Genomic DNA, 12,771 nt, shown 5'->3' with positions numbered 1-12,771 from the left:
CGAGGCGGGCGGCGCCGCGCACTAGCGGGAGCCGCCGGCCACGGCGGGCAGGACGGTGACCGTGTCGCCGTCGGCGACCGGGGTCTCCAGCCCGCCCAGGAATCGGACGTCCTCGTCGTTCAGGTAGACGTTCACGAAGCGGCGCAGCGCGCCCTTGTCGACCAGGCGCTCCTTCAACCCGGGGTGCCGGGCCTCCAGGTCGCCGATCAGCTCCTCGAGCGTGGCGCCCTTGGCGTCGACGGCCTTGGCACCGTCGGTGTAGGTGCGCAGGATGGTCGGGATGCGAACCTCAATGGCCATCGCGGGTCAATCTCCTTGTGTCGTCATGGGAGTAATAGCCCACCGGTTTCGGAACACCGGCGAGCACCGGGGGATTCCAGAAAAGCCGGTCAGCGACAGTCGTAGACGACCACGAAAGGCGTGTGCGCGAACAGGAAGTTCTGCACGGGCGCGATGCCCGCGTGCCGTGCCCGGGGGCCGGGACGCGAGCGCACGACGTCCTCCTGGCTCGGGGCGGCGGTCAGCATGCCCACCAGCTTACCCAAAGGGACAATCCACCACACGGCCGTACACCCGGGACGGTCACCCGGAGGTGATCGTCACCTTCTCCTCGCTCACGACACCGTCGACGATCCGGTACGAGCGGAACTCGGCCTCCGCACCCAGTTCCTCTCGGGTGGAGACCAGCACGTAGTGGGCTCCCGGCTCGGCGGCGTAGGAGATGTCGGTGCGGGAGGGGTATGCCTCGGTGGCGGTGTGGGAGTGGTAGATCACCACCGGCTCCTCGTCGCGGTCGTCCATCTCCCGCCAGACGCGCAGCTGCTCCAGCGAGTCGAACCGGTAGAACGTCGGCGACCGCTCGGCGTTCTCCATGGCGATGAACCGTTCGGGAGAGTCGGAACCGACGGGCCCGGCGATCACACCGCAGGCCTCGTCGGGGTGGTCCGCCCGAGCGTGCGCGATGATCTTGTCAACCAGTTCCCGAGAGATCGTGAGCATGCCTGAAAGCTACCAAAGGGCTCGGACCAGGGTGTCCTGGAGGTAGGTCAGCCAGTCGTAGATGACGTACACCGGATAACGGGGGTCGTGCTCCGACATGTCGGCGATCTCGTCGTGCACCTCCTCGGTCACCTCCAGCCGGGTGCCGAGCGTGAGCCGCACGTCGTTCAGCGCGCGCATCCACGCCTCCGCCTGCTCCCTGGTCAGCTCGACCCGGCCGGGCTCGGCGCTGTCGAGCATCGCCTTGGCGTCGGCCCGCTTGCCCTCGCGCAGTGTCGCCTCGGTGTACCGGCGAAACTCCGCGGCCGCCTCGCCGTCCTCGTACGCCGAGGGGAACAGCCTGGCCAGCACCGGATCGTTGGACTGTTCGGACGCGCCGATGCCGAGCGCCCTCTCCAGCGGATCGTCGCCGGTCTCCCCCGGCTCTATCAGGCCCAGGGTCTGGGTGACCAGCGAGCGCAGGATCGACACCTCGGCGGCGTCGAAACCCGTGATCACACCGCCCTCGCGCCCCGGCTTGAACCCCGAACTCATCTCTCGCCCACCATTCCTCGCGGGCTCCGCCAGAGACCCGCCCGTCGTCTGGGATCGACCCGCCGCCCGCCGCCGCACGACGACGGACCGCGACGGGCGGCACCGGACCGCCCGCCCGCTCACGAATCCCGCTGGACCGTGGCCCACAGCCCGTAGGAGTGCATGATCTGCGCGTCGCGCTCCATCTCCTCACGGGTGCCGCTGGAGACCACCGCCTTGCCCTTGTGATGCACGTCGAGCATCAACTTCTCCGCCTTCTCCTTGGAGTACCCGAAGACGGTCCGGAAGACGTACGTCACATAGGACATCAGGTTGACCGGGTCGTTCCAGACGATTGTCAACCATGGCAGATCGGGTCTTACGTCGATTGACGGACGCTCGACCTCTGTTGGAGCGGTGCTACCCACATTCACCAGTCTGCCCTACCCCGGGATTAGTCTTCGACTCGTGACAGAGAGCATGAGCACCGCGTTGCTTACCGATCACTATGAGCTGACGATGCTGGAGGCGGCGCTGAGAAGCGGCGCCGCCTCCAGGCGGACGGTCTTCGAGGTGTTCGCGCGGCAGCTGCCCGGTGGGCGGCGCTACGGGGTCGTCGCGGGTACCGGCCGGGTGCTGGAGGCGCTGGAGTCCTTCCGCTTCGACGAGGAGTCGCTGGCGTTCCTCGAAGACAACCAGGTTGTCGACGAGCCCACCCTGGCCTTCCTCGCCGGATACCGGTTCTCGGGGGACGTGGACGGCTACGCCGAGGGCGAGTGCTACTTCCCCGGTTCCCCGATCATGACGGTGGAGGGCACGTTCGCCGAGGCGGTGCTGCTGGAGACCGTGATCCTGTCGGTGCTCAACCACGACTGCGCGATCGCCGCCGCCGCCGCTCGCATGGTCGGCGCCGCCGGGACCAGGCCGATCATCGAGATGGGCTCGCGACGTACCCACGAGGCGGCGGCCGTGGCCGCCGCGCGGGCCGCCTACCTCTGCGGGTTCTCCTCCACCTCCAACCTCATGGCGGGCCGCGCGTACGGCGTGCCGACGGCCGGGACCGCGGCCCACGCGTTCACCCTGCTCCACGACTCCGAGGAGCAGGCTTTCCAGGCCCAGATCACCTCCCTCGGCACCGGCACCACGCTGCTGGTCGACACCTACGACGTGGCCCAGGCCGTACGGACCGCGGTGGAACTGGCCGGCCCCTCCCTCGGCGCCGTCCGCCTCGATTCCGGCGACCTCGTCCAGGTGGCCCACGAGGTCCGCGAGCAGCTCGACGCGCTCGGCGCGCAGCAGACCCGGATCATCGTCACCAGCGACCTCGACGAGTACGCCATCGCGGCGCTGTCGGCCGCGCCCGTGGACGGCTACGGCGTCGGCACGTCGCTGGTCACCGGCTCAGGCTCGCCCACCGCCGCCCTGGTCTACAAGCTCGTCGCCCGCGCCGGCGCCGACGGGATCATGCGGCCGGTGGCCAAGAGGTCGGTGGGCAAGCCCAGCAGGGGTGGCCGCAAGAACGCCTTCCGCAGGCTCGACCCGGCGGGCACGGCGGTCGCCGAGCTGGTCACCGTCTCCGCCGACCTTCCCGCGGACGCCCGTCCGCTGCAGGTCCCGCTGGTCAGGAAGGGCGAGATGGTCGGCCGCGAGAAGCTGGACGCGGCCCGCGCGCGGCACCGAGAGGCCCTCGCCGAGCTGCCGGCCAACGCCCACCAGCTCTCCCGGGGCTACGCCGCGCTGCCCACCGTGTTTGACTGACCGCATGCCAACCGCACTGATCATCGTCGATGTCCAGAACGACTTCTGCGAGGGCGGCAGCCTTCCGGTCGGCGGCGGCGCCGAGGTGGCCGCCGCCATCTCCCGGTACACCGCCTCGCACGGCTACGACCACGTCGTGGCCACCCGCGACCACCATGTGGACCCCGGCTCCCACTTCGCCGCCGAACCCGACTACGTGAACTCCTGGCCCGTCCACTGCGTCGTCGGGACGGCCGGTTCGGACTTCCATCCCGCCTTCGACACCGGACGGGTGGAGGAGGTGTTCAGCAAGGGGGCCCACGCCGCCGCCTACAGCGGCTTCGAGGGCGTCGCCCCCGACGGTACGAGCCTGGCCGACTGGCTCGGCGAGCGCGGCGTGGACACGGTGGACGTCGTCGGCATCGCCACCGACCACTGCGTGCGAGCCACCGCCCTGGACGCGCTCGCGCACGGCCTCTCCGTCCGGGTGCTGCTGGATCTCACCGCGGGGGTGGCCGCCCCGACCACCGAGGCCGCCCTCGCCGAGCTCGGCTCCGCCGGAACCCGTCTCACCGGCACCCCGGTGGTCCGCCCGGCCTGACGGTCGTACCCCCTTGGCACGGTTCCCCGTCCTGTCCGGAGCCCGGCGGGGGAAGGCCGTCAGGAGTGCCCACTCCGGGCATTCGAACGACTACCGGATCGGCATGGGTGGGTAAATCCGACCACCACCCGCCGCGACAGGAGTATCACGGAGAGCTGAGACCTCTTACTACCGGTGGTGACCTCATATGTTCGTGCTCGGTGTCTCCTGGCTGGTGCTGACCCCGCTGTGCCTGTGGAACCTTTTTCGCGGCGGGACGCTGGTGCGGCTGACGAGCGTGCTGGCGCTGGTCTCACTGGAGGTGGCCACGATCTGGACCACCACCACGGTCCAGATCCCCCCGCGGACCCTCATCGCCGCACCCCTGCCCTCGGCGGCCCGGATACCGGCTCCGGCCCCGGCACCGGCACCGGCACCGCAGGCGGCTCAGCAGGGCGCTCGGGACGCGCGGAGCGCCTCCTGCCCCGGCAGGATGCCCGCTCCCGAGCGAGTGCGGCTGGCCCGCCGCCAGGGCTCGCTGCGGGGCGTGACGCTCTTCTGGACGGCCAGGGCCGACGAGTGCGACACCGCGACCGTGGTCCTGCGCCACCGGAACCGCACGATCAGGGTCTGGATGCGCGACGGCGAGGCGGAGAGCCGCACCTCGGGCGCCACGACGCGGCCGGTGAGCGTCACCGGCGGCGTGGCCTCCCTGCAGGTGCCGCTCGCGCAACCGGTGCGCGGCGAGGGCGGGTTCCGGGCGATCGACGGCCGGACCGGCAGGCCGATCGCCCTCGGCTGACCGGGCCGCGCCCGGCGCGAACGCCGGTGCGACCCGGTGGCCGGGTCAGTGGGAGCGCTGGGTGGCCCAGTGGCGGATCTTGTCGATCCGCTCCTGGATCTGCTCCGCGGAGGCCTGCGCGATGGCGGGGCCGCCACAGGACCTGCGGAGCTCGGCGTGGATGACACCGTGCGGCTGGCCGGTGCGATGGTTCCAGGCACCGACGAGGCCGTTGAGCTCCTTGCGGAGGTTGGCGATCAGCTCGTGCGGGGCGAGCTGCGGCTCCTTGGGCTCGGGCCTGTTCCGCCTGGCCTTCAGCTGATCGGACTGGCGCTTGCTCAGCAGGGTGCGGACCTGGTCGGGCTCCAGCAGACCCGGCAGGCCGAGGAAGTCCTCCTCCTCGGGGGAACCGGTCTCCGCGGCGCTGCCGAACTCGCCGCCGTCGAAGAGCACCCGGTCGAAGGTGGCGACCGCCTCCAGGGTCTCGAACGGCAGCTCGTCACCCAGGACATCGGGATTGTCCTTTTTGCGCTGGGCGTCCTCCAACAAGAAGTCGTCCAGCCCCTCCTCCGGGGGCTTGCGGTCGAGCACGTGGTCGCGCTCGGCCTCCAGCTCCGCCGCCAGCCCCATCAGGGTCGGCACCGAGGGCACGAAGACGGACGCGGTCTCGCCTCTCTTGCGGGCGCGGACGAAGCGGCCGACCGCCTGCGCGAAGAAGAGCGGGGTCGAGATGCTCGTGGCGTAGACGCCGACGGCCAGGCGCGGGATGTCGACGCCCTCGGAGACCATCCGGACCGCGACCAGCCAGCGCTGCTCGGAGGCGGAGAACTCCTTGATCTTCTTGGAGGCCGCCGGGTCGTCGGAGAGCACGACCGTGGCGCCCTCGCCGGTGATGGTCCTGATGTGGCGGGCGTAGGCGCGGGCGGTCTCGTGGTCGGTGGCGATGACCAGGGCACCGGCGTCGGGCACGCCCCTGCGCACCTCGGTCAGCCGCCGGTCGGCCGCCCGGAGGACCTGGCGGATCCACTCGCCCTTCGGGTCGAGCGCGGCCCGCCACGCCTGGCCGAGCTGGTCCTTGGTGAGCGGGGTGCCGAGGGTCGCGGCGATCTCGTCGCCGGCACGGGTCCGCCAGCGCATCTCACCGGCGTAGGCGAGGAAGATGACCGGGCGGACGACACCGTCGGCGAGCGCGGGACCGTAACCGTAGGAGTAGTCGGAGACACTGCGCCTGACCCCGTCGCCGTCTTCGGCGTAGGTGACGAAGGGGATCGGGTTGATGTCGGACCTGAAGGGGGTGCCGGTCAGGGCGAGGCGCCGGGCGGCGGGCTCGAACGCCTCCCGTACGCCGTCGCCCCAGGACTTCGCGTCGCCCGCGTGGTGGATCTCGTCGAAGATCACGAGCGTCTTGCGCGCCTCGGTGCGTGCGCGGTGCAGTGCCGGATGCATCGACACCTGGGCGTAGGTGATGGCCACCCCGACGTAGTCGCGGGAGGTCGCGCCCTGGCTGTTCTTGAACTCGGGGTCGATCGCGATGCCGACCCTGCCCGCGGCGTCCGCCCACTGCTGCTTGAGATGCTCCGTCGGTGTGACGATGGTCACAGCCCGGATCATCCCTCTGGACAGCAGGTCGCTGGCGATGCGGAGCGCGAAGGTCGTCTTGCCCGCACCCGGCGTGGCGACCGCGAGGAAGTCGCGCGGCTCACGGCTGGAGTACAGGTCAAAGGCCTCCTGCTGCCACGCGCGAAGCTTCGGCGCGGTGCCCCAGGCGGCACGGTCCGGATATGAAGGCGAGAGGTGGGATGCGGCGAAAGTGCTCACAGTGTCACCAGAGTAATCTGCGTCGCCGACAAGACGTGCCGATCGGCCGAGATCCTCGCCAAGGTCGCCTCCACGTGCTAGGTGTTCCGTCCCCCGGATCCTTCGCCCGCCGCGTCGCCACCGATCGACGGGGCACGCCGCGGCTCACGGAGGCCGGACGTCAGCCCAGACCCGCGATCACCGTATCGATCTCGGCCCGCGACACGGGATCGTCCGGCTGGGCCATCCCGACCACGACCACCGGGCGCCCGCCGCCACCTGTGAGGAAGACCACGCGAAGGTAGGCCGGCCGGTTCACGATGTCCAGGTACTCGGCGCGCAGCGAACGGGCGTGCCCGGTGCGCGCACCCACGGCGATCTCCGTGTCGTCCACGACCTTCACCTTGTCGCCGTGGAGCAGGAGCCGCCCGTACAGGTCGCTGAGCTCGGCCGCGGCGGCGCGCACGTCGGCCGCGGGCTCCGCCGGCCTGACCATCACCGTCGTGTTGACCCCGTCGCCCGCGACCGAGGTGAACCCCGTGACGGGCGGCACCGTGCCCGCGAGCCAGCCCTCCGGCAGCCGGTAGCCGACCCCCGCGACCGGATCGGTCACCCGCCCCGGCGGCGGGTCCGGCACCGACCGCAGCACCAGCACGACCGCGCCGGCGATGACACCGCCGCCGACGACCAGGGTGAGCAGTACGAGCAGCAGGCCGCGCAGGCGCCCGGGGCGGGGCTGGGGCGGGGCGATGGGCGTGCCGTACCAGCGGGCCGAGGGCGGGAGGTCGTCGCCGGGCTCGGGTATCCGGGGAGGCCAGGTGAGGTGGGAGCGGCTGTCGGACGGCTCGGACTCCGGCGGCGGCCAGGGACGGCGCTCGTCGTCGAGGTCCGGGTCGCCGGGCGGCCACCCCTGGTCTTCCGCCTTCCGTACAGCCTTCTGGGCGGCCTTTCTGGCCCGCCGGGACCGGCGCCCCCCGTCACGACCGGGCTCGTCCAACGGGTCCGACCGGCGAGGTCGTTCGTGCACGGGGCCTCCTCCCGGCGGTCACGGTCCTACCGTCCTACCATGCATCCCACGGTGTGGTCCGGCTATGGGTGATCGCTGTTACAGGAGTGACCAATGAGTCATGAGATGTCCCGCATACGCCGGGCCACGATCACCCCGAAGAGCCCCAGGGAGGCCATCAGGACGACGATCATGGTGTAGCCGGTGGCGATGTCGTCGTGGCCGATCAGGTTGATCAGGACGCCGGCGAAACCGATGGTGAGAGCACCGCCCAGGGTGTCGACGACCTGGAGCGCGGCGGAGTTGGCGCCCTGCTCCGCGTCGGGTGACTGGCGCATCGCGGTGATGTTGATACTGGTGGTGCCGATGCCCATGCCGAACCCGGCGACGACCCAGGCGGGCACGGTGACCCAGCCGGTGATACCGGGTACGAGCGCGAGCAGGGTCAGCAGGATGCCCGCGGTGATCGCCGCGGAGCCGATCCCGACCAGCAGGGGCCGATCGTATGAGCGGCGGCTCTGCAGGTAGGAGCCGGTCGTCCAGCCCAGGGCGCCGGTGGTGAGCGCGACCCCCGCCTCGGCGACGGAGAAGCCTCGCACCTCGGTCAGGAACAGCGGGATGAAGGAGTTGACCGCGAAGAAGGCCGAGGCGAGCACCCCGCGCATCATGATCGTGGTGGGCAGGCCGCGGCCGAACCTGAGTGCCCCGGGTGGCAGCAGCCTGGGCAGCCCCACGGCGAGGAACACCAGCCCGGCCACGACGGCGACCCCGCCGGGCACCGGGGTGCTCTGCAGGTGGTCCACGCCGTACAGCAGCACCCCGCCACCGCCCGCCGTGGCGACGGCGGCCAGGGTCATCGCCAGCGGCCTGGACCGGGGCCCGGTGGAGGGCTCGGGTGCCTGATCCTGCCGGGCCCGCAGCGCGGGCAGGAGCATCACGAGGGCGGGGACGACGAGCGGCACGATGCCGTAGAAGACCCACCGCCAGCCGGCCGTCTCGGCGATGATCCCGCTGAGGGCCGGTCCGAGCAGGGCGGGGAGCACCCAGGCGGCCGACAGCGCGGCGAACACCCGGGGCCTGGTCTCGGGGACGTAGACCCGCGCGATCATCACGTAGATCGCCACGATGACGGCGCCGCCGCCGAGGCCCTGCACCACCCGCGCCACGATGAACAGTTCCTTGGTCCCGGCGGCCCCGGCCAGGACCATACCGGCGGTGAACAGTCCCACACCGAGCAGGAACGGCCAGGCGTGTCCCCGCCGGTCGGACCAGAGACCGGCGACCACGTTGGCGAGCAGGCCGGAGATGAGGAAGGCCGAAAGGCTCATCCCGTATAGATCCAGGGCATCGAGATCCTTGGAGACGGCGGGCATGACCGTGCTCACGGACATGCCCTCGAAACCGATCAGCGTGACGACGAGCAGGATGCCGAGAGAGGCGGTGCGGTACTGGGGGCCGAAGAGCCGGGGAGATTCGTACGGAGCGTCAAGCGCCTTCGGTACTGTCACCTGTCAAGGGTAGTGTCCGCCCCGGCTCTCGGTATGCGACCCACATCTCCTGCATCCTGAGAGCCTGGCCGGGAGTGAACCCGGACATGCAGCGGTCGTCGGAGTAGTCCATGAAGTTGTGGATCGGGTCGGGCCCGCCCCCCTCGCAGGTGTCCTTGACCAGCGGGCAACCCTCGGTGGGCTTCCCCTCGGGCGCGGTGTCGGCAACGCCGTCGCCCGCGGCCTCGCAGCCCTTCTCGAAGGTGTGCAGCAGCCCGAGCCAGTGACCGATCTCGTGGACCCCGGTGAACCCCCGGTCGAAGCTGCGCATCGCCCCGCCGGGCAGGCTGCGCCAATCGACGACCACGCCGTCGAGAGCCGGTTCCTTCCGGTATCCGTAGGGGTAGGTGGAGTAGCCGAGCACCAGCTCGCTGAGCTGGGCGAGGTAGAGGTTGAGCGTCTCGGGGCCGCCCCTGCGCATCCGCTTGATCGCCCGCTCGTGGGTGACGGGGTCGCGGAACCAGGCCGGGTTGACGGTGCGGGTGATGCCCTCCAGCCTGAACCGGATCCCGGTGTCCGCCCCGCCGAACTGCCCGGAGTAGGCGGCGTTGAGCGTGGCGAGCTGGTCGCGTACGGCGAAGTCGGGGGCGCCGAGGCGACCGTCGGTGATGACGTGCACCCAGGTGGGCACGGTGACCGGAAGCACGAGCGGAAGCGATCTCGACCGGGACCGTCCGTCGACGGGCAGGCGGGCGGGCGGCGCGACGAACGGCGCGGGGGATGACACCGGGGATGGCATGGGCGGCTCGGGCCCACGCCCCGGTGGCACGGGGCGGACCGCCCCCCGCACCATGACATGAGCCGCTCCGGAGGCGAGGGCGCATCCGAGCGCGGTGGGTTCTCGGCCGGGAACGGGCACCGTCAACAGGCATGCGGAAAGAACGGCGATCGCACGCCGAAACATGGACTCCCCCGACAGATCCCAGCCACTGGTCGCTCGCCGCCCCCCGGCGACATCCCGACCGTAGCCTCATCGGTGGCGATCACCCACGAGCAACACTCACTCCTTGTTGCCGTCTTCACCCTTCGGCAGACCCGAGTAGATCTCCTTGCACTCCGGGCAGACCGGGAACTTCTGGGGGTCGCGGTTGGGCACCCAGACCTTCCCGCAGAGCGCGCGGACCGGTGTCCCGCTCAGCGCGCTCTCCATGATCTTGTTCTTCTCGACGTAGTGGGCGAAGCGCTCGTGGTCGCCGTCGCCGTGCGACAGGTCCGGCCGGACGTCGCTCTCAGGGAGAATCTTCGTACTCACCCTGGTGATTTTATGCCCGCACCGCCGCGCCCCGGTCACCGGCGCGACACCCCAGGCCCGGCGATCGAGCGCCGGGCCTGGGGTGGGAGCCGTGTTCGAGGGCTTTCAGCCCATGTGGATCGCGGCGCCCTCGCTCTTGCGGCCCGCCCTGACGAAGAGCGCGAGCAGCGCCGCGAGGACGGCCACCCCGGTGCTGACCGTGAAGCCGAGGTGCATGCCGTCCAGGAAGGACGAGTGCACGACGCCGGTGATGGCCTGCATGATCGGCTCGGGCGTGCCGGGGGCCGCACCGGCCTGGGCGTAGGAGGCACCCTGCTTGACCAGTTCCATCTGCTCGGCGGGGAGTTCCGGGAGCTTGGCGGCCGTCCAGTAGCCGGGAAGCACGTCGGCCACCTTGGCCGCGACGATCGCGCCGAGCACCGCGGTGCCCATCGAGCCTCCGACCTGCATCGCCGACTGCTGCACGCCGCCCGCCACGCCGCTGAGCTCCTCCGGGGCGTTACCCACGATGATCTCGGTGGCGCCGACCATCACCGGGGAGAGGCCGAAGGCGAGCAGCACGAACGGGATCGCGCTGTCGACGTAACCCGCGTCCATGCCCAGGCGGGAGAGGAGGAACATGGCCACGGCCGTGATCAGCATGCCCGCCGAGATCGTGATCTTCGGGCCGAGTCTGCCGATCGCCAGGCCCGCCAGTGGTGAGGCGACGATCATGCCCGCGCTCATCGGGAGCATCCGCATACCCGAGTCGAGCGGTGACAGGCCGTGCACGCCCTGGAAGTAGAAGGTGAGGAAGAACATCGCGCCGAACATCGAGAACGCCACCAGCACCATCAGCACGGTGCCGATCGCGACCGAGGCGTTGCCGAACAGGCTGAGCGGGATGAGCGGCTCGGTGGCCTTGGTCTGCCAGTAGACGAACGCGGCGCCGAGCACCACGGCACCGGCCAGGAAGCCGAGCGTCCTGGTGTCGCCCCAGCCGTACTCGGGGGCCTTGATGATCGCCCAGACCATGCAGAACATGGCGCCGGAGAGCAGGACCACGCCGAGCCAGTCGATCCTGGACAGCGAGGCCGCCCTGCTCTCCTTGATCACCAGAAACCCGACGGCCAGGGCGACGATGCCGACCGGGACGTTGATGAAGAAGACCGACTGCCAGTTGACGTGCTCCACCAGCAGGCCGCCGACGATGGGACCGGCGGCGCTGGACAGGCCGATCACCGCGCCCCAGACGCCGATCGCCATGTTCAGCTTCTCCGCGGGGAAGGCCGCGCGGAGCAGGGCCAGGGCCGCGGGCTGCAGCAGGGCGCCGAAGAGCCCCTGCAGGACGCGGAAGGCGATCAGCCAGGTGATGGAGTCGGACAGGCCGATGGCCAGGGAGGTGAGCGCGAAGCCCGCGATGCCGATCACGAAGATCCGCTTGTGCCCGAACAGGTCGCCGAGCTTGCCGGCGGTGATCAGGAACACGGCGAGCGCGAGCAGGTAACCGCTGGTCACCCACTGCAGGTCGGCGAGGGAGGCGTTGAGCTCCTTGCCGATCACCGGGTTGGCGATGGCGACGACGGTGCCGTCGAGCATCACCATCATCACGCCGAGGGAGACCGCCAGCAGCGTCAGCCACGGGTGCCCCTGTCTGGATGATCTGCCCGGATCCGGTGATGGTGGTGTCGTGGCCACCGTCTTGGCCTGCGCCATGGAAGGGTCCCCCCTGATCTTTCGTCCGCCCCCGCGTGGGACGTCAACCCGAGGTAATTTATGGCAGTCCCTGACAAGTGACAAATTCTATTATGAGGCAGCACATGACTTATGGCAGACTGTGAACTATACGTTTCGAGGTGGTGACGAGCATGCGTCGGCCAGGCCTTCGCGAGCGCAAGAAGCAGAAGACCCGGCTGGCACTGATCGACGCCGCCCTCTCCCTCTTCCTTGAGCAGGGGTACGAGGCGACGACCGTCGACCAGATCGCCGCGGCCGTGGACGTCTCTCCGCGCACGTTCTTCCGCTACTTCGCCACCAAGGAGGACGTCGCCCTGTCCCTGGCCGCCGACGGGCAGGAGACCATGCTCGCCGAGCTGGCCACCCGCCCGGCTGACGAGGCGCCGTTCACCGCGCTCTCACACGCCGTGCGCGCGATGGTCACCATGCTCCAGGAGGGGGATCTCGACGACACCGCCAGGTTCCTCAGGGCCCGCGAAGTGATCGACAGCACCCCCGCCCTCTTCGCGGGAAGCGTGCGCCGGCTGGTGGAGAACGAGCGGCGGCTGATCGCCGAGATCAGCAGGCGCCAGGGCACCGACCCCGACGACCTCCTGCCCCACTTCGTGGTGGCGCTCTTCACCGCCGTCGCCCGGGTCGGCTTCGAGCTCTGCGAGCCCGCCGACATCAACGACGTCAAGGCCCTCGCCGTCCGCCTGGAGTCGACCCTCGCCCTGGCCGAACGCTCCCTGCGCCCCGGCTGGGACCGCCCCGGGCACCCGGTCTAGGTCCTGTCCTGCGGATCTTTTGCCTACTGCGGTGGGGGGGGGGGGGGGGCGCCCCCGCAGGGGAGGGGAAAGCCGC

At 70.5% G+C, this 12,771-nt stretch carries 15 protein-coding genes; 4 read left to right on the top strand and 11 right to left on the bottom strand.

From position 1 onward, the window contains the following. Nucleotides 1–21: 21 nt before the first annotated feature. The 5 genes from ABZU75_RS41530 to clpS all read right to left on the bottom strand — a co-directional run bounded on the left by ABZU75_RS41530 (nucleotide 22) and on the right by clpS (nucleotide 1,940). A complete protein-coding gene (locus ABZU75_RS41530; protein ID WP_030906436.1) occupies nucleotides 22–300 on the bottom strand; it encodes a MoaD/ThiS family protein in 279 nt (92 codons plus the stop codon). Nucleotides 301–389: 89 nt separating this feature from the next. Continuing rightward, nucleotides 390–545, bottom strand: a complete 156-nt coding sequence (locus tag ABZU75_RS41525; protein ID WP_350924791.1) for a hypothetical protein — start codon at nucleotides 543–545, stop codon at nucleotides 390–392. 37 nt (nucleotides 546–582) lie between these two features. Beyond that, nucleotides 583–999, bottom strand: coding sequence for a M67 family metallopeptidase (locus ABZU75_RS41520; RefSeq protein WP_343975506.1), 417 nt, complete (start codon nucleotides 997–999; stop codon nucleotides 583–585). A gap of 9 nt (nucleotides 1,000–1,008) precedes the next feature. Continuing rightward, entirely contained in the window at nucleotides 1,009–1,533 is a 525-nt protein-coding gene (locus ABZU75_RS41515) for a DUF2017 domain-containing protein (RefSeq protein WP_350966110.1), read from the bottom strand. Nucleotides 1,534–1,652: 119 nt separating this feature from the next. Continuing rightward, on the bottom strand, nucleotides 1,653–1,940 hold the full coding sequence (gene clpS / locus ABZU75_RS41510; RefSeq protein ID WP_030906445.1) for an ATP-dependent Clp protease adapter ClpS: 288 nt from the start codon (nucleotides 1,938–1,940) through the stop codon (nucleotides 1,653–1,655). A gap of 40 nt (nucleotides 1,941–1,980) precedes the next feature. Between clpS and ABZU75_RS41505 the strand changes: the two genes are divergently transcribed. From ABZU75_RS41505 to ABZU75_RS41495, 3 genes are all read left to right on the top strand, one after another. Then, nucleotides 1,981–3,270, top strand: coding sequence for a nicotinate phosphoribosyltransferase (locus ABZU75_RS41505; protein ID WP_355567318.1), 1,290 nt, complete (start codon nucleotides 1,981–1,983; stop codon nucleotides 3,268–3,270). Between the two features lie 4 nt (nucleotides 3,271–3,274). Continuing rightward, nucleotides 3,275–3,850, top strand: coding sequence for a nicotinamidase (locus ABZU75_RS41500; protein ID WP_355567315.1), 576 nt, complete (start codon nucleotides 3,275–3,277; stop codon nucleotides 3,848–3,850). Between the two features lie 187 nt (nucleotides 3,851–4,037). Beyond that, nucleotides 4,038–4,631 carry a hypothetical protein gene (locus tag ABZU75_RS41495; protein WP_355567312.1) on the top strand — a complete coding sequence of 198 codons (594 nt, stop codon included), beginning with the start codon at nucleotides 4,038–4,040 and terminating at the stop codon, nucleotides 4,629–4,631. Nucleotides 4,632–4,676: 45 nt separating this feature from the next. Here ABZU75_RS41495 and ABZU75_RS41490 read toward each other — a convergent pair whose 3' ends face one another. The 6 genes from ABZU75_RS41490 to ABZU75_RS41465 all read right to left on the bottom strand — a co-directional run bounded on the left by ABZU75_RS41490 (nucleotide 4,677) and on the right by ABZU75_RS41465 (nucleotide 11,907). Then, on the bottom strand, nucleotides 4,677–6,428 hold the full coding sequence (locus ABZU75_RS41490) for a DEAD/DEAH box helicase (RefSeq protein ID WP_350924781.1): 1,752 nt from the start codon (nucleotides 6,426–6,428) through the stop codon (nucleotides 4,677–4,679). A gap of 160 nt (nucleotides 6,429–6,588) precedes the next feature. Continuing rightward, entirely contained in the window at nucleotides 6,589–7,434 is an 846-nt protein-coding gene (locus ABZU75_RS41485; protein WP_355567308.1) for a hypothetical protein, read from the bottom strand. Between the two features lie 98 nt (nucleotides 7,435–7,532). Further along, complete coding sequence (locus ABZU75_RS41480; RefSeq protein WP_355567305.1) at nucleotides 7,533–8,921, bottom strand: MFS transporter; 1,389 nt, start codon at nucleotides 8,919–8,921, stop codon at nucleotides 7,533–7,535. After that, nucleotides 8,899–9,606, bottom strand: coding sequence for a zinc metalloprotease (locus ABZU75_RS41475; protein WP_355567302.1), 708 nt, complete (start codon nucleotides 9,604–9,606; stop codon nucleotides 8,899–8,901). The genes ABZU75_RS41480 and ABZU75_RS41475 overlap by 23 nt, the downstream gene beginning before the upstream one ends. Nucleotides 9,607–9,960: 354 nt before the next feature. Further along, nucleotides 9,961–10,212: a DUF3039 domain-containing protein gene (locus ABZU75_RS41470; RefSeq protein ID WP_030906465.1), complete on the bottom strand. Its 252-nt coding sequence runs from the start codon at nucleotides 10,210–10,212 to the stop codon at nucleotides 9,961–9,963. A gap of 105 nt (nucleotides 10,213–10,317) precedes the next feature. Further along, nucleotides 10,318–11,907: an MFS transporter gene (locus ABZU75_RS41465; protein WP_355567299.1), complete on the bottom strand. Its 1,590-nt coding sequence runs from the start codon at nucleotides 11,905–11,907 to the stop codon at nucleotides 10,318–10,320. 152 nt (nucleotides 11,908–12,059) lie between these two features. Between ABZU75_RS41465 and ABZU75_RS41460 the strand changes: the two genes are divergently transcribed. Continuing rightward, on the top strand, nucleotides 12,060–12,695 hold the full coding sequence (locus tag ABZU75_RS41460) for a TetR family transcriptional regulator (RefSeq protein WP_355567296.1): 636 nt from the start codon (nucleotides 12,060–12,062) through the stop codon (nucleotides 12,693–12,695). Nucleotides 12,696–12,771: the final 76 nt, after the last annotated feature.

This window comes from Streptosporangium sp. NPDC005286 (assembly GCF_040607515.1).
Classification (GTDB): Bacteria; Actinomycetota; Actinomycetes; order Streptosporangiales; family Streptosporangiaceae; genus Streptosporangium.
This window is presented reverse-complemented; position numbering and strand designations above follow the sequence as displayed.

Bases quoted from the DNA above. Each gene is read 5' to 3' on its own strand.
- ABZU75_RS41530 (WP_030906436.1), bottom strand. From the start codon at position 300: ATGGCCATTGAGGTTCGCATCCCGACCATCCTGCGCACCTACACCGAC.
- ABZU75_RS41520 (WP_343975506.1), bottom strand. From the start codon at position 999: ATGCTCACGATCTCTCGGGAACTGGTTGACAAGATCATCGCGCACGCT.
- ABZU75_RS41515 (WP_350966110.1), bottom strand. From the start codon at position 1,533: ATGAGTTCGGGGTTCAAGCCGGGGCGCGAGGGCGGTGTGATCACGGGT.
- ABZU75_RS41500 (WP_355567315.1), top strand. From the start codon at position 3,275: ATGCCAACCGCACTGATCATCGTCGATGTCCAGAACGACTTCTGCGAG.
- ABZU75_RS41495 (WP_355567312.1), top strand. From the start codon at position 4,038: ATGTTCGTGCTCGGTGTCTCCTGGCTGGTGCTGACCCCGCTGTGCCTG.
- ABZU75_RS41465 (WP_355567299.1), bottom strand. From the start codon at position 11,907: ATGGCGCAGGCCAAGACGGTGGCCACGACACCACCATCACCGGATCCG.
- ABZU75_RS41460 (WP_355567296.1), top strand. From the start codon at position 12,060: ATGCGTCGGCCAGGCCTTCGCGAGCGCAAGAAGCAGAAGACCCGGCTG.